We start from the raw sequence: 20,832 nt of genomic DNA, 5'->3' as shown, positions 1-20,832 counted from the left end.
CGCAGCGGGCCGCGAACCCTTCACATCTCGCTACGGGAAGTCGCCACGTGTCGCTCACGATCGGAATCGTCGGTCTGCCGAATGTCGGCAAGTCGACCCTGTTCAACGCCCTGACCAAGAACGACGTCCTGGCGGCCAACTACCCGTTCGCCACCATCGAGCCCAACGTGGGCGTCGTCGGCGTCCCCGACCCCCGGCTCCAGAAGCTGGCCGAGATCTTCGGTTCGCAGAAGATCCTTCCGGCCACGGTCGACTTCGTCGACATCGCCGGCATCGTCCGGGGCGCCTCGGAGGGCGAGGGCCTGGGCAACAAGTTCCTGGCGAACATCCGTGAGTCCGATGCGATCTGCCAGGTCATCCGTGCCTTCAAGGACGAGAACGTCGTCCACGTCGACGGCAAGGTCTCGCCGAAGGACGACATCGAGACGATCAACACCGAGCTGATCCTCGCGGACCTCCAGTCGGTCGAGAAGGCGGTCCCGCGCCTGACCAAGGAGTCCCGCCTCCAGAAGGAGAAGGTCGCCGTCCTGGCCGCCGTCGAGGCCGCCAAGGAGATCCTGGAGTCCGGCCAGACCCTGTTCTCCGCGGGCATCACCAAGGGCACCGAGCGCGGTGACCTCCTGCACGAGCTGCACCTGCTCACCACCAAGCCCTTCCTCTACGTCTTCAACGTCGACGAGGACGAGCTGGTCGACGAGGACTTCAAGAACGAGCAGCGCGCCCTGGTCGCCCCGGCCGAGGCCATCTTCCTCAACGCCAAGATCGAGTCCGAGCTGATCGAGCTGGACGACGAGGAGGCGCTGGAGCTCCTCCAGTCCATGGGCCAGGACGAGCCCGGCCTCGCCACCCTCGGCCGCGTCGGCTTCGACACCCTGGGCCTCCAGACCTACCTCACGGCAGGCCCCAAGGAGACCCGCGCCTGGACCATCAAGAAGGGCGCCACGGCCCCCGAGGCGGCCGGTGTCATCCACACCGACTTCCAGAAGGGCTTCATCAAGGCCGAGGTCATCTCCTTCGAGGACCTCGTCGCCACGGGCTCGGTGGCCGACGCCCGCGCGGCGGGCAAGGCCCGCATGGAGGGCAAGGACTATGTGATGGCGGACGGCGACGTGGTGGAGTTCCGCTTCAACGTCTGATCAGCACGCGAGAAAGGGCCGCACTCCGGTGAGCGCGGCCCTTCGGTGTTCCCGGTCCGGCTCAGCGGCTCGCCCGCGGTGTGAGCTTGTCCAGGTCGAGGCCGATTTCGAAGGGGACGTCGCGCTGGAGGGCGTGGCGGAAGATGCCTGCCGGGGCGTAGGCCCCGGTCGGTTTGTCCAGCTCGTAGACGTGGACGACGGGGGAGCCGTCCTCGTCCTCGACGATCCAGTAGTGCGGGATCCCCGCCCGGGCGTACTTGCCGAGCTTGACCGTGCGGTCGCGGTGCGCGTACTCGGGGGACACCACTTCGAGGACGAGCTGGACATTCTCCGGCGCGAACCACGTCCGTTCGGGGACGTACGGGACCGTGCTCACCAAGAGGTCCGGTTCGGGGCGGTTGCGCTCGTCGAGGCTGACGGTCATCTCACGCTCCACCTCGAAGCCCGCAGGTGCCTGCTGCCTGATGGTGTAGGTCAGGGCGTCGAGGACGCGGCCGTGCCAGGACCGCTGTGGGGACATCGTGAAGACGAGGGCTCCATCGATCAGCTCGGTGTGGCGAGGGGCCTCCGGGAGGTTGTCCAGATCCTCCGCCAGCCAGCCTTCCTCGCGAGGCGGGCGCATCCAGTCGGGCAGGGCGGTCATGCCTCCACCGTAGCGACCTGGATCCCTTCCGGTCATGGATCGGACCGGTTCGGGCGAACGCTCCGCGCGTGGGCTCCGGCCGTGCTACTGCATGCCGATTTCCCTCCCCGGACATCCAGGGAGGGAAAGTCGGCATGGCGGCCCCGCCCCCGCCTCAGCCGAAGAACGCCAGCAGCTCCCGCGCCACCGCCTCCGGCTGTTCCTCGACCAGGTAGTTGCGGGTGTTCTCGATCTCGACGACGCGGACGTCCGTGCCCTGGGCCGGGAGGGCCTCGCGCATGTAGTCGTAGAAGGTGCCGTAGGCCAGGCCCAGCATGGGGGCGGTGACCGGGCCGTAGCCGTTGAAGTCCTCGATGTCCCGCTGGTACGCCTGGAACCAGGCCTTGCTGGCGCGGATCGCCTCCGCCGAGGAGTAGGCGCGGGCGTAGACGTCGCGGTCGTGCGGGGTGATCGCGTCCGGGTTCACCAGGCTGAGGCCGAACATGTAGTCGATCAGATGGCGGTAGCGGCCCTCCAGGAGTTGCTCCGGGAGGTCGTGCACCTGGTTGAAGGCCAGCCACCAGCGGTGCGGTCCCTTGTCGCCGGGGCGGGGGACCATGGGGAAGTCGTAGTAGCTGTCGTCGATGTGGGTGGTGTTGAGGACGGCCACCTTCTCGGTGGCCTCCGGGTGGTTGTTGGCGTACGCGAAGGCGATCATCGCGCCGATGCCGTGACCCGCGATGTTGATCCGGTCGTGGCCGAGGTGGCGGGCCAGTTCGCGGATGTCGCCGGCCATCGTCTTCTTCTCGAAGCCGGACGCCGGCTTGTCCGAGCCGCCCATGCCGCGGAAGTCCACGGCTATCACGCGGTGGTGGGCCGCGAGGGCGGGCATGACCTTGCGGTACTCCCACCAGGTCTCCGGCCAGCCGGGCAGCAGGACCAGCGGCGTGCCCCGGCCGCCCGTCACATAGTGCAGGCGGACGCCGTTCACCTCCGCGTACTCGCTGCTGAAGGAGCCCTCCAGGGACGCCGCGAGCCGGGCGTCGAGGGACTCCCCGGTACCGGCGTCCTCCAGCAGCCCGCCGGGCGTCGGCGTCTGGATCCCGTTCGGCGACATGCGCTTCCCCCTTCGTCGGCCGGAGGCCGCTACCGGCTGTGGTGGATTTGAATATCCAACCCTCCGGTTGCCGCGACGATAACAAGATCCAGTCCGCTCGGCCACCCCGGCCGGAAGGGGGTTCGGTACAGGATCAGTAAAGGCTCAGCAGCGCCTCCACCGCGTCCGGAGCCGGGGAGTCCGCGTCGGGCAGGGCCAGTTCGAACCACACGGTCTTGCCGTGCGGCGTGCGCCGGCTGCCCCAGGCGGCGCTGAGCAGGCCGACGAGCTGGAGGCCGCGGCCGCCCTCGTCCGTGTCGCGGGCCCGGCGGCGGCGCGGCTGTACGAGGCCGCCGTCCCAGACCTCGCACACCAGCGTCCGGTCCAGCAGCAGCCGGAGCCGGATCTCCCCCTCGCCGTACCGCAGGGCGTTGGTGACCAGCTCGCTGACCAGCAGCTCCGTGGTGTCGACCAGGTCCTCCAGGCCCCATGCCAGCAGCTGGTCGCGGGCCATCTCCCGGGCGCGGGCGACCGAGCGGGGCTCCGGCGGCAGCGTCCAGTCGCCGACGTGGCTCTCGGGCAGGCCGCGCAGCCGTGCCATGAGCAGCGCGATGTCGTCCTCGCCGTGGTGGGTGTCCAGGGCGCCCAGGACGTGGTCGCAGACCTCCTCCAGCGGCCGCGCCGGGTCCGTCAGCGCCTCCCGGAAGGCGTGCAGGCCCTCGTCCAGCGGATGGTCGCGGGACTCCACCAGGCCGTCGGTGTAGAGGGCGAGGAGCGCGCCGTCCGGCAGATCGATCTCCGTCTCCTCGAACGGCTCGCCCCCGACGCCCAGCGGCATCCCCGGCGGCACGTCCAGCAGCTTCGCGGGCCGGCCCGCCTCGACCAGCACCGGCGGCAGGTGCCCGGCGTTGGCGACCGTGCAGCGGCGGGTGACGGGGTCGTAGACGGCGTAGACGCACGTCGCCAGATAGACCTCGGAGAGGTCCGCCGCCCGTACCCCGCCGCGGACCCCGCGCGACGCGGACTGCTTGCCGCCCGGCCTGCCCAGGCCGTGGGCGATCTCGTCGAGCGCGGAGAGCACCTCGGCCGGCTCCAGGTCCAGCATGGCCAGGGTGCGGACGGCCGTGCGCAGCTCGCCCATGGCCACGGCGGCCCGCAGCCCACGGCCCATCACATCGCCGACGACCAGGGCCGTGCGGTGGCCGGGGAGCTCGATCACGTCGAACCAGTCGCCGCCGACCTCTGTCGCCGCGTTGGCGGGCAGATAGCGGCAGGCGATGTCCAGCCCGGCGGCCTCGGGGTCGCCCGGGGGCAGCAGGCTGCGCTGGAGGATCAGGGCGCGCTCGTGCTCCCTGCGGTAGAGGCGGGCGTTGTCGATGCAGACCGCCGCGCGCGCCGCCAGCTCCACGGCCAGGGCGGTGTCCCGCTCGCCGAAGGGCTCGCTGCCCTTCGTACGGGAGAACTGGGCCAGCCCCACCACGACGTCCCGGGCGACCATCGGCACGGCCAGCGTCGACTGCACCACCGCGCCCAGCTCCGGCCCCTCCTCGCGCTCCCGGCGCGGCACCACCTGCGCCTGCGCGGTGCGCAGCGCACCGGCGCAGGGCGAGTGGAAGGGGTAGCGGTGCACCTCGCCGACCTGGATGGGCTTGTCGCCGCCGTCGACGGGCGCCCCCGAGACCGCGCTGGCGTACGCGACGCGGCGCAGCTCCCCGCTGCCGTCCGCGAGGCCGGGCGGGGCCTCGTCGCCGGCGAGCAGGCCCTGGTAGAGGTCCACGGAGGCCAGGTCGCAGAACTGCGGCACGGCGACGGCCAGCAGCTCCCGCGCCGTGGTCTCCAGGTCCAGGCTGTTGCCGATCCGGGCGCCCGCCTCGTTGAGCAGCGCCAGATTGCGGCGGACGCCCGCGGCCTCCCGCTCGGCGCGGCGGCGGCCGGTGACGTCGGTGGCGAGGGCGGCCACGCCGATCGGCCGCCCGCTGCCGCTGTGCAGCCGGTAGAGCGAGACCGACCAGCGGCGGCGCTCGCTCTGGCCCGGCACGGGCCCGACGAGCTGAATGTCCGACACCGGCTTGCCGGTGGCGAGGACTTGGCGCAGGGCGGCGGTCAGCCGCTCGGCCTCGCCGCGCGGCAGGAAGTCGTGCGGGGTACGGCCGCGGTGCCAGGCGGCCGGCCGGCCGAAGGTCTGGGCGAAGCTCTCGTTGACGCGCAACAGGGTGAGATCGGTACCGAAGAAGAAGAAACCCAGGGGAGATTGGCCGAAAACGGCTTCGGACGCCGCGATGTCGGTCTCTATGCCGCGCAGCGCCCGGACGTCGACGGCGACACAGAGCGCGGCGCGCTCCCCGCGGTCGGTCTCGGTGGGCATTACATAGATCTCGGCGAGGCCGGACCCCTGGAGGCCGTCGTGCGGGCCGCCGCGCCGGCCACCGCGCTGGTACGGGACGATCCCGGTCCACTCCCGGCCGTCCGGGCCGCCCTCGCCCAGGAAGGGGGCGAGCGGGCGCCCGGGCTCCGGGGCGGCGAAGAGCTCGGCGGGGTCCTTCCCGACGGCGTGCCGCGCCGCTATGCCGAACAGCTCGGCCGCCCGCTCGCTCCACTGCTCGATCCGCCCGTCGGAACCCAGGGCGAAGGAGGCCACGCGAATGTAGTCGTAGAGGGATCCGGGCGGACTGTTCTGCCACATCGCATCGGCGTGGAGTGCCTCCGGCGTGCTGTCCGCCGTACCCGCTGGCTTTTCGCTCACGTGCCCGTCCCCTCCGGCTCATGTGCTCGCACCGGCATCAGAAGGCCGAGTATCCAGCACAGGGGCCCTTCGGAACACGGACTTCACGATCACAGCACGGTCTCAACCCGCTATGTCTCCTCACCGGGTTCCTAACCGGGCAGACTGAGCTCGAACCACACTGTTTTGCCGGTGTTTCCCCGGCGGGTTCCCCAGCGTCGCGAGGCGCATGCCACCAATTGCAGCCCGCGGCCGCCCTCGTCGTCGGGGTGGGCGACGCGCTCGGTGGGCGGATCGGGCAGTGGATCGGACACCTCGACCAGCAGCGTGGGCCCGGCGTGGGAGTACATCCGGACGCCGATGGGCCCGCTCGCGTACCGCAGGGAGTTGGTGACCAGCTCGCTGACCAGCAGCACCGTCACATCCGTGACCGAGCCGAGGCCCCACTCCTCCAGGGTGTCGCGCACCAGGGTGCGCGCGGTCCGGACGGCGCCGGGCTCGGCGGGGAAGCTCCACTCGGCGAAGCCGGGCGTCGACGCCAGGGCCCTCGCGCTCTCGCTCACGCCGATCACTTCCCAGACCCGCTGCGGCCCCGCCCGGGAATGACCGGGTACGGGGAGAATAATCAGCACATACCCGATATGGCGGGCTGACTATCTTCTTCGGCGCTCCGGGGTCGTCGGCTGTGACACGGATGGCGTAACCGGCCCGCGCGTGCGGGGGGTACGCGGGGCGGGTGACGGCCGGGCGCGGCGGTGCGGGACGGGTGCCGCCGCGCGGCGTACTTCCCGGGCCCCGCCCCTTCCGGACCGGGGGATTCGTGCCCCGGCCTCTCCCGCGCCGCCGTGCGGAAATCCGGTCCGCCGGGGGCTGGGCCTCAGGTCAGGAAGAGCCGAGCAGGCGCGCCGCGGCCGCCACCGCAGGCCTGTCCTGGTCGAGCCAGTCGACCTCGTCGACGCGGTCGGGGGTCAGCCAGCGCAGCTCGTCGTGGTCCTGGAGCGGGCGCGCCTCGCCGCTCCGCAGCCGGGCCGTCCAGACCTGGAGGACGTACGGGGGCCGCAGCGGCCACTCGCCCTCGATCCGCTCCAGCGGCTCGACCTCCACGCCGAGCTCCTCGCGCAGCTCCCGCACCAGCGCCTGCTCGGCGCTCTCGCCCGCTTCGAGCTTGCCGCCGGGCAGCTCCCAGCGGCCCGCCAGCTCGGGCGGGGCACTGCGCCGCGCCGCCAGCAGCCGGCCCTGGTCGAAGACCGCTCCGCCCACCACCACACGCACCGTCGTCATGAGGGGCAAGCCTAGGGGGTCGGCGCGGCCCGGCGGCCGGGGGAGGGGCCCGGAGCGGCCGGGCGCGCTCTCAGGAGAGCGCGCGGCCGACCCGCTCGACTATGTAGAGCCCGCTGCGGGCGCGGGCGTCCAGGCGCTCGGCCACCTGCTCGGCCTCCGTCTTGGTGGCGTAGCGGCCGACGCGGTAGCGGTTGCCGCTTTCGTCCTCGCGGATCACCAGCCAGGGCAGGATCGGTCCGCTGTCCGTCATCGCCCCTGCCCTTCCGCCGGTGCGCGCACCGGCGCACACCTTTCGGCGTCTCCCCGAGAAACCGCAGTCCGCATATGCCCGAGCGTACGCCCGACCTTTACGCAGCGGATACGGTTTTTCACGAAGAGGTACGCATTCGGCCATCAGGGTGGTCCGGGGACGCACGAAGGGGCGGTCCGGGGCCCGTTGCGGACCCTGGACCGCCCCTTCGTGCTACAGGAGGCCGGTCAGGCTGTCAGGCAGCCGTCAGGACTTCTTCGCCAGCGAGGGCTCGGAGCGCCCGTCGGTCTCGTCCGACCCGCCCTCCGACTCCGCGAGCTCCGTCATCTCCTTCTCGACCTGGACGAGCGTCGGGTTGCGCCAGGCGCTCTTCACGCCCCAGGCGTAGAAGACGAGGGCGATCAGGGCGACGACCACGATGTCCCAGCCGGGGGCCAGGTAGCCCTTGCCGCCGAACTCCTCGCCGCCGGCCCAGGAGACGAAGGCCATGACGAGCAGGTAGGTGACCATCCAGGCGCCGGCCTTCAGGTGCGGCTTCAGCTCGGCCCACGGCTTGCGCAGCTCGTACCAGGCCCAGATCGGCAGGCCGATGGCCATGATGAAGATGACCTTGCCGGTCAGCGGCCAGCGGGCCCAGTACATGACCAGGGAGCCGAAGATCATCGCGATGGGCGCGATCACCGGCATGGCCTTCAGCTTCACCGGGCGCTTCATGCCGGGGGCGATGCGGCGCAGGGACATCACGGCGACGGGGCCGGTGATGTACGAGATGACCGTGGCCACACCGACGATCTCGGCGATCGAGCCCCAGCCGCGGAAGACGGCCAGGAAGATGAAGGAGATCACCAGGTTGAGCAGCAGGGCCGGCTTCGGCACACCGGTCTTGGGGTCGACCTTGCCGAAGATCTTCGGCAGGTGACCGTTCTCCTGGACGCCGTGGATCATGCGCGAGGTGGTGGCCGCGTAGATCATGCCGGTGCCGGACGGGGAGACGAAGGCGTCCGCGTAGAGCAGCAGCGCGAGCCAGTTCAGGCCCCAGGCGATGGAGAGGTCGGCGAGCGGGGACTTGTAGCCCAGCGCGTTCCAGCCACCGCTGGCGGTCAGGTCCTGGGCCGGGACGGCCATCAGGAACGCGACCTGGAGGGCGATGTAGATCACCAGGGCGATCAGGATGGAGCCGATGACGGCCTTCGGCAGCGACTTGCCGGGGTTACGGGCCTCGGCGGCCATGTTCAGCGGCGACTGGAAGCCGTTGAAGGCCCAGACGATGCCCGCGACCGCGACCGCGCTGAAGACCGCGCTCCAGCCGTTCGGGGCGAAGCCGCCGTGGTCGGTGATGTTGCTGGTGTCGAAGTGGGCGAACATCAGCGCGCCCGCCGTCAGCACCGGCACGACGACCTTGAACACGGTGATCGCGTTGTTCGTCTTGGCGAACAGGGTGATCGCGAACCAGTTCAGGAAGAAGTAGAAGACCACCAGCACGCTGGCGAGGGCGAGACCGGATCCGGTCAGCTCCTTGCCGTCGTACAGGTTCTCGGCCCAGGAGAAGTCCCAGGAGCTCATGTACTGGATCGACGCGGTCGCCTCACCGGGGATCACGGAGACGATCGCGATCCAGTTGGCCCAGGCGGCCATGTACCCCGCCAGCGAGCCGTGCGAGAACTGGCCGTACCGCACCATGCCGCCGGCCTTGGGGAACATCGAGCCGAGCTCGGTGTAGGTGAGGGCGATGGTCAGCGCCACGACGGCGCCGATGACCCAGGCGAGGATGGCGGCAGGGCCGGCCAGCGCGGCGGCGCGCTCGGCACCGAAGAGCCAGCCGGAGCCGATGATCGACCCGAGGCCGACGGCGGTCAGAGCCGTCGTCCCAAGCGTCCGGCGGTAGTTGGAGTTAGAACCCTGTTCGGTACTCAAGCCCCGGATCTCCTTTTCTTTCTTCTCCCTCACGGCAGGACACAAACCGCGCCATCGTATGAGTGATTTGGACGCTCACATTCCGCGAAAAGCCTCTGACCTGGCCGTATGTGAGGTTTGCAACACAAAGACCCGCCCTGCCTTATCGGGGCAGAGCGGGACATAGCGCGCACTTCCTACCCGCTGGTACGAAGCGGCGGGTAGTGCGTCATGGCCGGTTCACGCCGGCGTCACACGTGCTTCACCGGAAAGTGGTAGCCGATCACTTCACCGGAAGGTGGTACGCGATGCGGTAGCGCTCGGCGAGCACGACGATGTCCGCCGTCTCCACGGGGCAGCCGCCGGCGAAATACGTGCGCGAGACGACCACCACGTAGTGACCGGGGACGCCGCCGAGGGCCAGCACCTCCTCCGCGAGGCCGGGGCGGGCGCTGACCTCCTCCGCGACGTTGTCCACGATCAGGTCGATGGCGGCCATCCGCTCCACGACGCCGCGCCCGGCCAGCGGGCCCTCCTCGGGGAGCATCACGGGTGTCCGCCCGGTGACGGCCAGGGGCTCCCAGGAGGTCGAGAGCATCACCGGCTCGCCGCCGGCCCGGAAGAGGTAGTCCGTCCGCATGGCGCGGTCGCCCGTGGCGATCCGCAGCCGACGGGCCAGCGGGGTGTCGACCGCCACCTGCTCGCTGCGGGACTCCCAGGTGCCCTTCACCCGGCTGTCGGCCTGCTCCTGACGGAAGGGCGTGGACTCCCCGGCCGTGCGGTAGCCCGTGCGGGCCAGGGCGCGCGGCACGGGCTGCTCCCGCACATAGGTGCCGGAGCCGGAGCGCCCCTCGACCAGCCCCTCGGCCATCAGGACCTTGCGGGCCTCCAGGGCGACGGTGTCGGAGACGCCGTACTGCTCGCGGATGCGGGCCTGGGAGGGGAGGCGGGTGTGCGGCGGCAGCTCGCCTGCGACGATTTTCTGTCGAAGATCGCCGGCGACTCGAAGGTATGCGGGCTGGTCACCGAAGGCCACGTCCACTCCCAAGGGGTTGACAGTCCGCAACAGCTTGGCAACCCAGGGTTGCGATGCGCAACTTCTGGCCAGAGTTTCACTAGATGTAGTGAATTGCAGTTCAGGGACGTGTGATCGGGGTGGCGTACGCACATGCGGACGGCACCCTTCCAGGACGCGTCTGCAATTATGCGCGCGCGGTGCACGGCGCGATACACCGCGTCACCACTCTGAGTGACCGGCCCGCCGTGCGCGGACGGCGCGCGGAGCCGGCGCGAGCGCCTCGCCGGGGACACGGCGGCGGCCCCGGCCGCCCTCCGGGGCCTCGCCGTCTCCGGCCCGTCTCCGTCACGCCTCCGTGCCGCCCGCCAGCCGCCCCCGCGTCGCCCCGCCGCCGAAGGTGGCCGGCAGCAGGCCCGCCATGATGACGCCGCCCAGCAGCGCGCCGCCCAGGGCGCGGGCGGGCCGGGGCGCCTCCGGGTCATAGGCGGCCGGCCTCCCGGTGCCGGGCCCGGTCAGATAGTCGGTGACGTCGTGCTCGGCCAGCGCGCGGGCCTGGCGGGCCAGCGAGTCGGCGTGGCCGGTCGCCGACAGGATCTCCCGGCCCTGGTCGGCCGGCAGGCCGCGGGCTCGCGCGAGATGGCGCTCCGCCTCGGCGAGCCGGGTGCGGGCCCGGCAGCCGACGGCACCCCGGTGGGTGCTGACGAAGTCCCGGGCCGCCGCCACCTCGCCGCGCGCGGCCAGCACCGCCCGCTCCACCCGGCGCCGGGCCCGCCGCTCGTCCGCCCGGCTGCCGCCGCCCGTACCCGCGGCCTCCGCGTCGAGCGACGCCGCCGCCTCCTCGACGCGCCGCAGCACCGCCCGCGGGTCGTACCGGCCGCACGCCATGTCGCGCCGCACCTCGGTCAGCACCCGCGCGGCGGTGGCCGCGCGCCGGGCGCCCTCCGCCGAGACCGGGCCGCTCCGGGCGGCCGCCAGCCCCGCCTCGGCGTCCAGCACGGCGGCCCGCAGCCGGGCCGCCGTGCCCGTCAGCTCGTGGGCCCGCCGCAGGGCCGCCGTGGTCAGCGTGCGGGCCTGGGACAGCGCGGCCTCGGCGGCGCGCAGGGAGACGGCCGCGCCGTCCGCGTCACCCGCCGCCAGGGTCCGGCGGGCCTCGGCCAGGCCCGCCGTGGCGAAGGCCAGCCGGTCCCGGGCCTCCGCGGGGTGCCGGACGAAGGCGCTGAGCGCCGTGCCCGCGCAGCAGCCGGTCAGGGCGGTGAGCGCCGCATCGGCGGTGTCGATGCGGGGCGCCAGCGCCTGGGCCGCGGCCTCGGCGTGCGCGAGGATGCCCGCCGCGTTGGCCCGCAGCCCGCGCAGCCGGTCGAACGCCTCGGACTCGGCGTCCAGCCGGCGGTTGGCGCTGGTGCAGTGGGAGCAGATCTCGTCCAGCGCGCGGCGGCGCAGCTCCTCGTCCTCGTACGGCGCGTCGTCGAGCCGCTGCCGCAGCCGGAAGGCGTCCGCGAGCTCGCCCTTCGCGTACGCGACGGCCTCGGCGAAGGGCCGGGTCGCCGCGCCGCCCAGCTGGGCGGTGGCGAAGAGCAGCTCCTCCGCGCTGGTGCGCACGGCGTCGTCCGTCTCCACGAGCGCGCGGGCGGCCTCGGCGTCCAGGGCGGGCAGCGGCGTCAGCGGCTGGACCATCCGGGCGAGGCCGGGTTCGGTCGACGTGCCGACGACGGAGGCCCGCACCGCGCTGTCCGGGCGGACCGCCCGCGCCGCCCGTGCCGCCCTGCGGGCCCGCCGGGCCGCCCGCCGCCGTGCCGCCCGCCGGGAGCACAGGCACAGGACCGTCAGGCAGACCGCGGCGGCGAGGGCCACGGGCAGCCACACGGCGCGGTGACGGGGCACCAGCCCGCCGCCCGGGTCGCTGTCGCCGGGCGAGATCGCGGGTGGCCGGACCGGCTCGCCCCGGAGTACGGAGCCGTAGCCGTCGGCCGCGCCGATGGCCGCGCCGGCCCAGTCGTGCTGGGCCACGGCGGGCGCGATCGCGGTGGCCGCGACGGCGTCCAGCTGCGCGCGGCGGAAGCCGGAGTCCCCGGCGGCCGAGACGGCGTACTGCTGCCGGTGCGTGGCGACGGCGAGCAGGACGTCGCGCGGGCCGAGGCCGTTGCGGTCGGCCGTGGCGTCGGCCCAGTCGTGCCCGGAGCGGCCGGAGAAGTCCCGTACGTAGGTGACGTACAGCTGGATGCGGTGCGTGGTGTGCAGCTTGTCGAGCGCGGACGTCACCTGGGCCCGGCGGCGGCCGAGCGCGCCCACGGTGTCGGTGATCCGGCCCCCGGTGTCCAGGTCGAGGGGGGTGTCGGCACGGGCGGGCGGGCCCGGCAGCAGCAACGCGCACAGCGTGAGGAGGGCGAGGAGGGCCCTGACCCTGGCCCCGCCCGGCGCCGGACGGTACCGCCTCGAAAGCCGCGTCACATTTGTGAGCGTATGGCGGTAGTGTCCGGCCCGCTACCGGGAGCTCGGGGCCATCCACGGTCCGTGTTCGCGCCTGCTCGCGCCCCTTGTCGCGCCCCCGCTCACGCCCCCCGCCGGCGGATCCTGGCGCCGAGCCAGACCAGCGGGTCGTACTTGCGGTCGACGGCGCGCTCCTTGAGCGGGATCAGGGCGTTGTCGGTGATCTTGATGTTCTCGGGGCAGACCTCCGTGCAGCACTTGGTGATGTTGCAGTAGCCCAGTCCGTGCTCCTCCTGCGCGGCCCGCTTGCGGTCCAGCCCGGCCTCGGCCGCCGCGTCCAGCGGGTGCATGTCCAGCTCGGCGACGCGCATCAGGAAGCGGGGCCCGGCGAACGCGGCCTTGTTCTCCTCGTGGTCGCGCACCACATGGCAGGTGTCCTGGCACAGGAAGCACTCGATGCACTTGCGGAACTCCTGGGAGCGGCCGACGTCCTCCTGCCGCATCCGGTACTCCCCGGGCGCCAGACCGGGCGGCGGGACGAACGCCGGGACCTCGCGCGCCTTTGCGTAGTTGAACGACACGTCCGTCACCAGGTCCCGGACGACCGGGAAGGCGCGCATCGGCGTGACGGTCACGGTCTGCCCGGGCGGAAGGGACGACATCCGGGTCATGCACATCAGCCGCGGCCTGCCGTTGATCTCCGCGCTACAGGAACCGCACTTGCCCGCCTTGCAGTTCCAGCGGACGGCCAGGTCGGTGGCCTCGGTGGCCTGGAGCCGGTGGATGACGTCGAGGACGACCTCGCCGTCGTTGACGGCGACGGTGTAGTCGGCGAGCTCCCCGCCGGCCGCGTCCCCCCGCCATACCCGGAAGTGGGCGTCGTAGCTCACGGTGCGGTCAGCTCCTCGTCGGTCAGGTACTTCATCAGCTCGTCCTTCTCGAAGAGCGCCAGCAGGTCGCCCCGGATCGGCGGCATCGCGCGCCGCTCCACCCCGATCAGCCCCAGCAGCGGATCGGCCTCGCCGCTCTCCGCCAGCAGCCGGCAGACGAGGTTGACCTGACGCCAGCTCCGGTCCATCGCCGGGTGGTCGTCGCGCGTGTGCCCGCCCCGGCTCTCGGTGCGCTCCAGGGCCGCGCGCGCCACGCACTCGCTGACCAGCAGCATGTTGCGCAGGTCGATGGCCAGGTGCCAGCCGGGGTTGAACTGCCGGTGCCCCTCCACGCCGGCCCGCCGGGACCGGCCGCGCAGCAGTGCCAGCCGGCGCAGCGCCTCCGCCATCTCGGGACCCTTGCGGATGATGCCCACCAGGTCGTTCATGGACTGCTGGAGCTCTTGGTGCAGGGTGTACGGGTTCTCGGCCGGGCCCGGGGTCCCGTCGGCCCCTCCTGCCCCGCCGCCTTCGGCGCTGAACGGGCGCAGCGCCTCGGCCTCCGCCGCCTCGACGTCGGCGTCGGCGACGGCGGGCCGGCCGGGCCCGGTGAGGCCGGCCGCGTACCGGGCGGCGTGCAGCCCGGCGCGGCGGCCGAAGACCAGCAGGTCGGAGAGGGAGTTGCCGCCCAGCCGGTTGGAGCCGTGCATCCCGCCCGCGACCTCGCCGGCCGCGAAGAGGCCGGGCACGCCGGTCGCCGCCGCCGTGTCCGGGTCGACGTCCACGCCGCCCATCACGTAGTGGCAGGTGGGGCCCACCTCCATCGGCTCCGCCGTGATGTCCACGTCCGCCAGCTCCTTGAACTGGTGGTGCATGGACGGCAGCCTGCGGCGGACCTCCTCGGCCGGCAGCCGGCTGGAGATGTCCAGGAAGACCCCGCCGTGCGGGCTGCCGCGACCGGCCTTGACCTCGGAGTTGATGGCGCGGGCCACCTCGTCGCGGGGGAGCAGCTCGGGCGGCCGGCGGTTGTTGTCGGGGTCCTTGTACCAGCGGTCGCCCTCGGCCTCGGACTCCGCGTACTTCTCCTTGAAGACGTCCGGGACGTAGTCGAACATGAACCGCTTGCCGTCGCTGTTGCGCAGCACCCCGCCGTCGCCGCGGACGGACTCGGTGACGAGGATGCCCTTGACGGACGGCGGCCAGACCATGCCCGTCGGGTGGAACTGCACGAACTCCATGTTGATCAGCTGGGCGCCGGCGAGCAGCGCCAGCGCGTGGCCGTCGCCGGTGTACTCCCAGGAGTTCGACGTCACCTTGAAGGACTTGCCGATGCCGCCGGTGGCCAGCACCACGGCGGGGGACTCGATGACGAAGAAGCGCCCGGACTCCCGCTCGTAGCCGAAGACCCCCGAGATCCGGTTCCCGTCCTTCAGCAGGCGGGTGACGGTGCACTCCTGGAAGACCTTCAGCCGGGCCTCGTAGTCGCCGTGCTCGCGCAGGTCCTCCTGCTGGAGGGCGACGATCTTCTGCTGGAGGGTGCGGATCAGCTCCAGGCCGGTGCGGTCGCCGACGTGTGCCAGGCGGGGGTACTCGTGCCCGCCGAAGTTGCGCTGCGAGATCTTCCCGTCCTTGGTGCGGTCGAAGACCGCGCCCCAGGTCTCCAGCTCCCAGACCCGGTCGGGGGCCTCCCTGGCGTGCAGCTCCGCCATCCGCCAGTGGTTGAGGAATTTGCCCCCGCGCATGGTGTCTCTGAAGTGCACCTGCCAGTTGTCGCCCTCGTTGACGTTGCCCATGCTGGCGGCGATGCCGCCCTCGGCCATGACCGTGTGCGCCTTGCCGAAGAGCGACTTGCAGATGACGGCGCAGCGCAGGCCCTGCTCCCGGGCCTCGATGGCGGCCCGCAGCCCCGCGCCGCCGGCGCCGACCACGACCACGTCCCAGTCCTGTCGTGCCGTACGCGACATCAGTAGCCCCTCCTAGAAAAAGCGCGGATCGTCGAAGGCGCCACTGGCGACCAGGTACACGTAGAAGTCCGCGGCCGCCACGCTGATCAGGGAGGCCCACGCGAGCAGCATGTGCCGGGCGTTGAGCGCGCTGACCCAGCCCCACATGCGGTAGCGCACCGGGTGCTTGGAGAAGGTGCGGATCCGGCCGCCGACGATGTGCCGGCAGGAGTGGCAGGAGAGGGTGTACGCCCAGATCAGCGCGATGTTCGCGAGGAGGACGAGGGTGCCGAGCCCCATGTGGCCCCACTCGCCCCGCTCGTCGCGGAAGCCCAGGGCCGTGTCATAGGTGAGGATGCCCGCGACGATCACCGCGAAGTAGAAGAAGTAGCGGTGCACGTTCTGGAGGATCAGCGGGAAGCGGGTCTCCCCGGTGTACTTCGCGTGCGGCTCGGCGACGGCGCAGGCCGGGGGCGAGGCCCAGAAGCCGCGGTAGTACGCCTTGCGGTAGTAGTAGCAGGTCAGCCGGAAGCCCAGCGGGAAGATCAGGATCAGCAGCGCGGGCGACAGGCCCCACCAGGCGCCGAAGAGCTCCCAGTCCGCGCCGCCCTTCATGGGGACGCAGTTCTCGGCGAGGCAGGGGGAGTAGAAGGGCGAGACGTAGGGCGCGGCGTAGTAGGCGTCGTTCGCGAAGGCCCGCCACGTGGAGTAGACGACGAACGCGAACAGTCCGGCGGCGGTGACCGCGGGCGCCAGCCACCAGCGGTCCGGGCGCAGGTGACGGGCGCCGATCGCGGCGCGCGAGGGGTGGTGGACGCCGCCGCGCGCGGGGGCGGCTCCGCCGGCGGCGGGGGCGGTGCCTGCTTGGGGGTCGGTACCAGTGGCCAAAGGGGACTCCGGTGAGGAGCGGGGATGGTCGGTGCCTGGCTGCCGCGGTGCCCGGTGCCGTCAGGGGGCGCGCCGGTCGCGGGCCCCGAGACCTTCCTCGTCGGCGTCCGTCCACAGGGAGGCGTCGTACGGGGTGTCGGGGATCGGCACGGTCTCGGGGCGTGGGCGCTCCGCGGGGTGGACGTCCCGCAGGAGAGTGACGCTCTCGCGCAGATGTGCGGCATCGGTGCGGACGCGTCGCAGCTCCAGGTCGCGGTTGCCCAGATGGCCCTCAAGGCGGGTCAGCGCCCGGCCGAGCTCGTCCAGGCAGCGCTGAACTGCCGTCACTTCGTCGTTCAGGGACATGTCTTGCCCTCACTTCCGCGGTCGGCGGTTGCGGGTGGCGACGTTCATGCGACAGAGAGTGTCGCGCGTCACACCCCTCCAGCGGAAGATAGCGGTCACGATCGCGGCTTCGCGGGAGCGCATTCGCTCCGCGCCCGGGGGCCGCCGAACGTTCGTCCACGTGGGTGGCGTGTCCCCGCGGGGCGCCGTGTCGCCGGGCGTTCGAGCGGACTGTCACATTCAGTGGTGAGCAGTAGATGCGATCAGCGGCGCATTGCGCCGGACGCGCGCGATCCGGCAGCCGTCCCGTCCCGGCGGAGGTATCCCATGGCCCCCCTCTCGACCCGCACCCGGCTCCGTCGCTCCGCCGCCCTGCTGGCCGCCGGGATGCTCCTGCCGCTGCCGGTGCTGGCCGGCTGCGGCCTCACCGGGGACGAGGCCGACGAGGGCGCGATCACCCCGCCGGACATCAACGCCCTGCCCCGCGAGAAGGTCGCCGACAAGGGCACCCTGCGCTGGGCCGTGGACGCCCTGCCCGCCACCCTCAACACCTTCCAGGCGGACGCCGACGCCGCCACCCGGCGCGTCGCCGCGGCCGCCCTGCCCGCCCTCTTCACCCTGGACGACCACGGCCGCCCGCGCCGCGACCCCGACTACCTGGCGTCCGCCGAGGTCGTCCAGCGCGCCCCCCGGCAGGTCGTGGTCTACAAGCTCAACCCCCGGGCCGCCTGGAATGACGGCAAGGCCCTCTCGGCCGCCGACTTCCAGGCCCAGTGGCAGGCGCTGCGCGGCCGGGACAGCGGCTATTGGACGGCCCGCAACGCCGGCTACGACCGGATCGACCGGGTCGAGCCGGGCGCGGACGCCCACGAGGTCAAGGTCACCTTCGCCCGCCCCTACGCCGACTGGGCCGCCCTCTTCACCCCCCTCTACCCGAAGTCCGTGATGGGCGACGCCAACGCCTTCAACGACAGCGCCCGCAACGAGCTCAAGGTCTCCGCCGGCCCCTTCCGGGTCGGGCCGCGCGACAACGGCCAGGGCACCCTCACGCTCGTCCGCGACCCGAAGTGGTGGGGCGACCGGGCCAAGCTCGACCAGCTGGTGCTGCGGGCCGTGCCCCGCGAGGAGCGGGCCGCCGCGCTGGCCGCCGGCCGCCTCGACCTCGCCGACGTGCGCACCGCCGACGCCGACCGCATCACGGCCGCGAACACGCCCCGCAGGAAGAAGGGGGAGAAGCGCGCCGCGCCGCCCGCCGGGCCGCTGCGCGGGCTGTCCGTCCGCCGCTCCCTGGAGCCCGCCTACACCCAGCTCGCCCTCAACGGCTCCACGGGCGCCCTCGCCGACGAGCGGGTGCGCCGCGCGGTGGCCCGCGCCCTCGACCGCAAGACCCTCGCTGAATCGGTTCTGCGCCCGCTGGGCCTGCCCGTGGCACCGCAAGGCAGCCACCTCTTCATGGCCGGCCAGCAGGGCTACGAGGACAACAGCGACGCCATCGGCGGCACCGACCCCAAGACGGCCGGGCAGCTCCTGGCGGACGCGGGCTGGCGGGAGCGCGGGCCCGCGCGGGGCACGGACGGCAAGCGGGCGGCCGCCGCGCCGCCGGTGCGGATGAAGGACGGCAAGAGGCTCACGCTCCGCTTCGTCCTGCCGGAGGGCTCCGGCGCCGAGCCGCTGCGGTCCGTCGGCGACCGCATCGCCCGCCAGCTCGACGCCGTCGGCATCCACACCGAGATCACCAAGGTCGCGGACGCGGGCTACTTCAAGGACCACATCGCCGCCGGCACCTACGACCTCGCCCTCTACTCCTGGCCCGCCACCGCCTACCCCTCGACGGACGCCCGCCCCGTCTTCGCCAAGCCGCAGCCCGCCGCCGACGGCTCGCTGCTGGTCGAGCAGAACTACACCCGGGTGGGCACGGACCAGATCGACCAGCTCTTCGAGCAGGCGTCCACGGAGCTGGACACCGAGGTCTCCCGCGACCTGGTCGGCCGCGCGGACGCCCGGATCTGGGCGGCGGCCGGCTCGATCCCGCTCTACCAGCGCCCCGAGCTCGTGGCGGCCAGGAGCACGGTCGTGAACGCCGGGGCGTTCGGCCTGGCGACGCCGCGCTACCAGGACCTGGGGTTCCGGCGCTGAGTCTCCCGGAGCGGCACCGGGCAGCACCCTCATTTCCGGAAGTAATCGCAGGTCAGAGGCTGCGCCCACAGCCTGGGGCGGCCGAAGTCGGCGCGGCCCCGTACCATGGAGTGGATAGGCCGTGGCGTGTCCTGCCCGGCAGGCGCGCGTACCGGACCGTACGCGCTGCCATCCACGATTCCGGGAGAAGCGCCGCAAGTGCCCACGCGCCACGACATTCGAAACGTCGCCATCGTCGCCCACGTCGACCACGGCAAGACGACCATCGTCGACGCCATGCTCAAGCAGGCCGGCGCCTTCGCCGCCCACCAGCTCGAGTCCGTCGACGACCGCGTCATGGACTCGAACGACCTGGAGCGTGAGAAGGGCATCACGATCCTCGCCAAGAACACGGCGGTGAAGTATCACCCCAAGGACGGCGGGGACCCGATCACGATCAACATCATCGACACCCCCGGCCACGCCGACTTCGGTGGCGAGGTCGAGCGCGGTCTGTCGATGGTGGACGCGGTCGTGCTGCTCGTCGACGCCTCCGAGGGCCCGCTGCCGCAGACCCGCTTCGTGCTCCGTAAGGCGCTCCAGCAGCGGAAGCCGGTCATCCTCTGCATCAACAAGACGGACCGCCCGGACTCCCGCATCGACGAGGTCGTCAACGAGACGTACGACCTCTTCCTGGACCTGGACGCGGACGAGGACCAGATCGAGTTCCCGATCGTCTACGCCTGCGGCCGTGACGGCATCGCCTCGCTGACCAAGCCGGAGGACGGCACCGTCCCCGCGGACAGCACCAACCTGGAGCCGTTCTTCTCCACGATCCTGGCGCACGTCCCGGCCCCGACGTTCGAGGACGACGCGCCGCTCCAGGCCCACGTCACCAACCTCGACGCCGACAACTTCCTCGGCCGCATCGCGCTGCTCCGCGTCGAGCAGGGCGAGCTGCGCAAGGGCCAGACGGTCGCGTGGATCAAGCGTGACGGCACCATCTCCAACGTCCGCATCACCGAGCTGATGATGACCGAGGCCCTCACCCGCAAGCCCGCCGAGGTGGCCGGCCCCGGTGACATCTGCGCCGTCGCCGGTATCCCCGACATCATGATCGGTGAGACCCTGGCCGACCCGGAGAACCCGGTCGCGCTGCCGCTGATCACGGTCGACGAGCCGGCGATCTCCATGACCATCGGCACCAACACCTCGCCGCTGGTCGGCCGCGGTGGCACGGGCAAGGGCGCGGACGCCAAGTCCGCCGTCAAGGACCGCAAGGTCACCGCCCGCCAGGTCAAGGACCGTCTGGACCGCGAGCTGGTCGGTAACGTCTCGCTGCGCGTCCTGGACACCGAGCGCCCCGACGCCTGGGAGGTGCAGGGCCGCGGTGAGCTGGCGCTGGCCATCCTGGTCGAGCAGATGCGCCGCGAGGGCTTCGAGATGACCATCGGCAAGCCGCAGGTCGTCACCAAGCAGGTCGACGGCAAGACCCACGAGCCGGTCGAGCGCCTCACGGTCGACGTGCCCGAGGAGCACATGGGCGCGGTCACGCAGCTCATGGGCACCCGCAAGGGCCGCATGGACAACATGTCCAACCACGGCTCCGGCTGGGTCCGCATGGAGTTCGTCGTCCCGTCCCGCGGTCTGATCGGCTTCCGCACGGAGTTCCTGACGAACACCCGCGGCACCGGTATCGCCCACTCCATCCACGAGGGCCACGAGCCGTGGTTCGGCGAGCTGAAGACCCGTAACAACGGCTCCCTGGTCGCCGACCGCGCCGGTGCCGTCACCGCCTTCGCGATGACGAACCTCCAGGAGCGCGGCGTGCTCTTCACCGACCCGGGCACCGAGGTGTACGAGGGCATGATCGTCGGCGAGAACTCCCGCGCCGACGACATGGACGTCAACATCACCAAGGAGAAGAAGCTCACCAACATGCGCTCCTCCTCCGCCGACTCCTTCGAGGCGATCGTCCCGCCGCGCAAGCTGTCGCTGGAGCAGTCCCTGGAGTTCTGCCGCGACGACGAGTGCGTCGAGGTGACCCCGGAGGCCGTGCGCATCCGCAAGGTCGTCCTGGACCAGAAGGAGCGCGGCCGCACCGCGTCCCGCGCCAAGCGCTAAAGACCGCGAGCGCTGAGGGGCGTACTCCCGCGAGAGTGCGCCCTCGGTAGCCGAAGAGGCCCGGAATCCCCGCTTCCATAGCGGTGGGCTCCGGGCCTCTGGCATGCTCTGCGGTGCGGCCCGT

The 20,832-nt window shown here is 72.2% G+C and carries 16 protein-coding genes; 3 read left to right on the top strand and 13 right to left on the bottom strand.

All coding sequences use genetic code 11. The annotated features are described in order from the left end of the window. The first annotated feature begins 47 nt into the window (after positions 1-47). The gene (ychF, locus tag SMD11_RS12110; RefSeq protein ID WP_087926471.1) at positions 48-1,136 is read left to right on the top strand and encodes a redox-regulated ATPase YchF; all 1,089 of its coding nucleotides are present in this window, start codon (positions 48-50) and stop codon (positions 1,134-1,136) included. A gap of 61 nt (positions 1,137-1,197) precedes the next feature. On the opposite strand, the gene SMD11_RS12105 is transcribed toward ychF, so the two are convergent. The 13 genes from SMD11_RS12105 to SMD11_RS12045 form a co-directional block, all read right to left on the bottom strand. Beyond that, positions 1,198-1,779, bottom strand: a complete 582-nt coding sequence (locus SMD11_RS12105; protein WP_087926470.1) for a Uma2 family endonuclease — start codon at positions 1,777-1,779, stop codon at positions 1,198-1,200. Between the two features lie 154 nt (positions 1,780-1,933). Beyond that, entirely contained in the window at positions 1,934-2,875 is a 942-nt protein-coding gene (locus tag SMD11_RS12100) for an alpha/beta fold hydrolase (RefSeq protein ID WP_087926469.1), read from the bottom strand. A 133-nt stretch (positions 2,876-3,008) separates the two neighbouring features. Continuing rightward, positions 3,009-5,537 carry a SpoIIE family protein phosphatase gene (locus SMD11_RS12095; RefSeq protein ID WP_087926468.1) on the bottom strand — a complete coding sequence of 843 codons (2,529 nt, stop codon included), beginning with the start codon at positions 5,535-5,537 and terminating at the stop codon, positions 3,009-3,011. A 191-nt stretch (positions 5,538-5,728) separates the two neighbouring features. Beyond that, complete coding sequence (locus tag SMD11_RS12090) at positions 5,729-6,148, bottom strand: ATP-binding protein (RefSeq protein ID WP_087926467.1); 420 nt, start codon at positions 6,146-6,148, stop codon at positions 5,729-5,731. Between the two features lie 310 nt (positions 6,149-6,458). Further along, entirely contained in the window at positions 6,459-6,857 is a 399-nt protein-coding gene (locus SMD11_RS12085; protein ID WP_087926466.1) for a (deoxy)nucleoside triphosphate pyrophosphohydrolase, read from the bottom strand. A gap of 70 nt (positions 6,858-6,927) precedes the next feature. Then, positions 6,928-7,107: an SPOR domain-containing protein gene (locus tag SMD11_RS12080; protein WP_087926465.1), complete on the bottom strand. Its 180-nt coding sequence runs from the start codon at positions 7,105-7,107 to the stop codon at positions 6,928-6,930. A gap of 246 nt (positions 7,108-7,353) precedes the next feature. Beyond that, entirely contained in the window at positions 7,354-9,021 is a 1,668-nt protein-coding gene (locus SMD11_RS12075) for an APC family permease (RefSeq protein WP_087926464.1), read from the bottom strand. Between the two features lie 262 nt (positions 9,022-9,283). Beyond that, the gene (locus tag SMD11_RS12070) at positions 9,284-10,036 is read right to left on the bottom strand and encodes a GntR family transcriptional regulator (RefSeq protein WP_087930444.1); all 753 of its coding nucleotides are present in this window, start codon (positions 10,034-10,036) and stop codon (positions 9,284-9,286) included. Positions 10,037-10,363: 327 nt separating this feature from the next. Beyond that, entirely contained in the window at positions 10,364-12,466 is a 2,103-nt protein-coding gene (locus tag SMD11_RS12065; protein ID WP_234366006.1) for a TPM domain-containing protein, read from the bottom strand. Positions 12,467-12,567: 101 nt separating this feature from the next. Continuing rightward, positions 12,568-13,335, bottom strand: a complete 768-nt coding sequence (locus SMD11_RS12060) for a succinate dehydrogenase/fumarate reductase iron-sulfur subunit (protein ID WP_087926462.1) — start codon at positions 13,333-13,335, stop codon at positions 12,568-12,570. After that, positions 13,332-15,278: a fumarate reductase/succinate dehydrogenase flavoprotein subunit gene (locus tag SMD11_RS12055; RefSeq protein WP_087926461.1), complete on the bottom strand. Its 1,947-nt coding sequence runs from the start codon at positions 15,276-15,278 to the stop codon at positions 13,332-13,334. The genes SMD11_RS12060 and SMD11_RS12055 overlap by 4 nt, the downstream gene beginning before the upstream one ends. 12 nt (positions 15,279-15,290) lie before the next feature. After that, positions 15,291-16,145, bottom strand: coding sequence for a hypothetical protein (locus SMD11_RS12050; protein ID WP_087926460.1), 855 nt, complete (start codon positions 16,143-16,145; stop codon positions 15,291-15,293). A 60-nt stretch (positions 16,146-16,205) separates the two neighbouring features. Next, positions 16,206-16,490 carry a hypothetical protein gene (locus tag SMD11_RS12045; protein ID WP_087926459.1) on the bottom strand — a complete coding sequence of 95 codons (285 nt, stop codon included), beginning with the start codon at positions 16,488-16,490 and terminating at the stop codon, positions 16,206-16,208. Positions 16,491-16,796: 306 nt separating this feature from the next. Between SMD11_RS12045 and SMD11_RS12040 the strand changes: the two genes are divergently transcribed. Beyond that, a complete protein-coding gene (locus SMD11_RS12040) occupies positions 16,797-18,605 on the top strand; it encodes an ABC transporter family substrate-binding protein (protein WP_087926458.1) in 1,809 nt (602 codons plus the stop codon). A 198-nt stretch (positions 18,606-18,803) separates the two neighbouring features. Next, positions 18,804-20,708 carry a translational GTPase TypA gene (gene typA, locus SMD11_RS12035; protein ID WP_087926457.1) on the top strand — a complete coding sequence of 635 codons (1,905 nt, stop codon included), beginning with the start codon at positions 18,804-18,806 and terminating at the stop codon, positions 20,706-20,708. Positions 20,709-20,832 lie beyond the last annotated feature (124 nt).

The sequence above is a fragment of the Streptomyces albireticuli genome (assembly GCF_002192455.1).
GTDB lineage: Bacteria > Actinomycetota > Actinomycetes > Streptomycetales > Streptomycetaceae > Streptomyces > Streptomyces albireticuli_B.
Note: the sequence above shows the minus strand (reverse complement) of the source record. Positions and strands in the feature narration are given on the sequence as shown.

Excerpts from the sequence above, each read along its gene's own strand:
- SMD11_RS12105 (WP_087926470.1), bottom strand. The coding sequence starts at position 1,779 with ATGACCGCCCTGCCCGACTGGATGCGCCCGCCTCGCGAGGAAGGCTGG.
- SMD11_RS12100 (WP_087926469.1), bottom strand. The coding sequence starts at position 2,875 with ATGTCGCCGAACGGGATCCAGACGCCGACGCCCGGCGGGCTGCTGGAG.
- SMD11_RS12095 (WP_087926468.1), bottom strand. The coding sequence starts at position 5,537 with ATGTGGCAGAACAGTCCGCCCGGATCCCTCTACGACTACATTCGCGTG.
- SMD11_RS12085 (WP_087926466.1), bottom strand. The coding sequence starts at position 6,857 with ATGACGACGGTGCGTGTGGTGGTGGGCGGAGCGGTCTTCGACCAGGGC.
- SMD11_RS12080 (WP_087926465.1), bottom strand. The coding sequence starts at position 7,107 with ATGACGGACAGCGGACCGATCCTGCCCTGGCTGGTGATCCGCGAGGAC.
- SMD11_RS12055 (WP_087926461.1), bottom strand. The coding sequence starts at position 15,278 with ATGTCGCGTACGGCACGACAGGACTGGGACGTGGTCGTGGTCGGCGCC.
- SMD11_RS12045 (WP_087926459.1), bottom strand. The coding sequence starts at position 16,490 with ATGTCCCTGAACGACGAAGTGACGGCAGTTCAGCGCTGCCTGGACGAG.
- SMD11_RS12040 (WP_087926458.1), top strand. The coding sequence starts at position 16,797 with ATGGCCCCCCTCTCGACCCGCACCCGGCTCCGTCGCTCCGCCGCCCTG.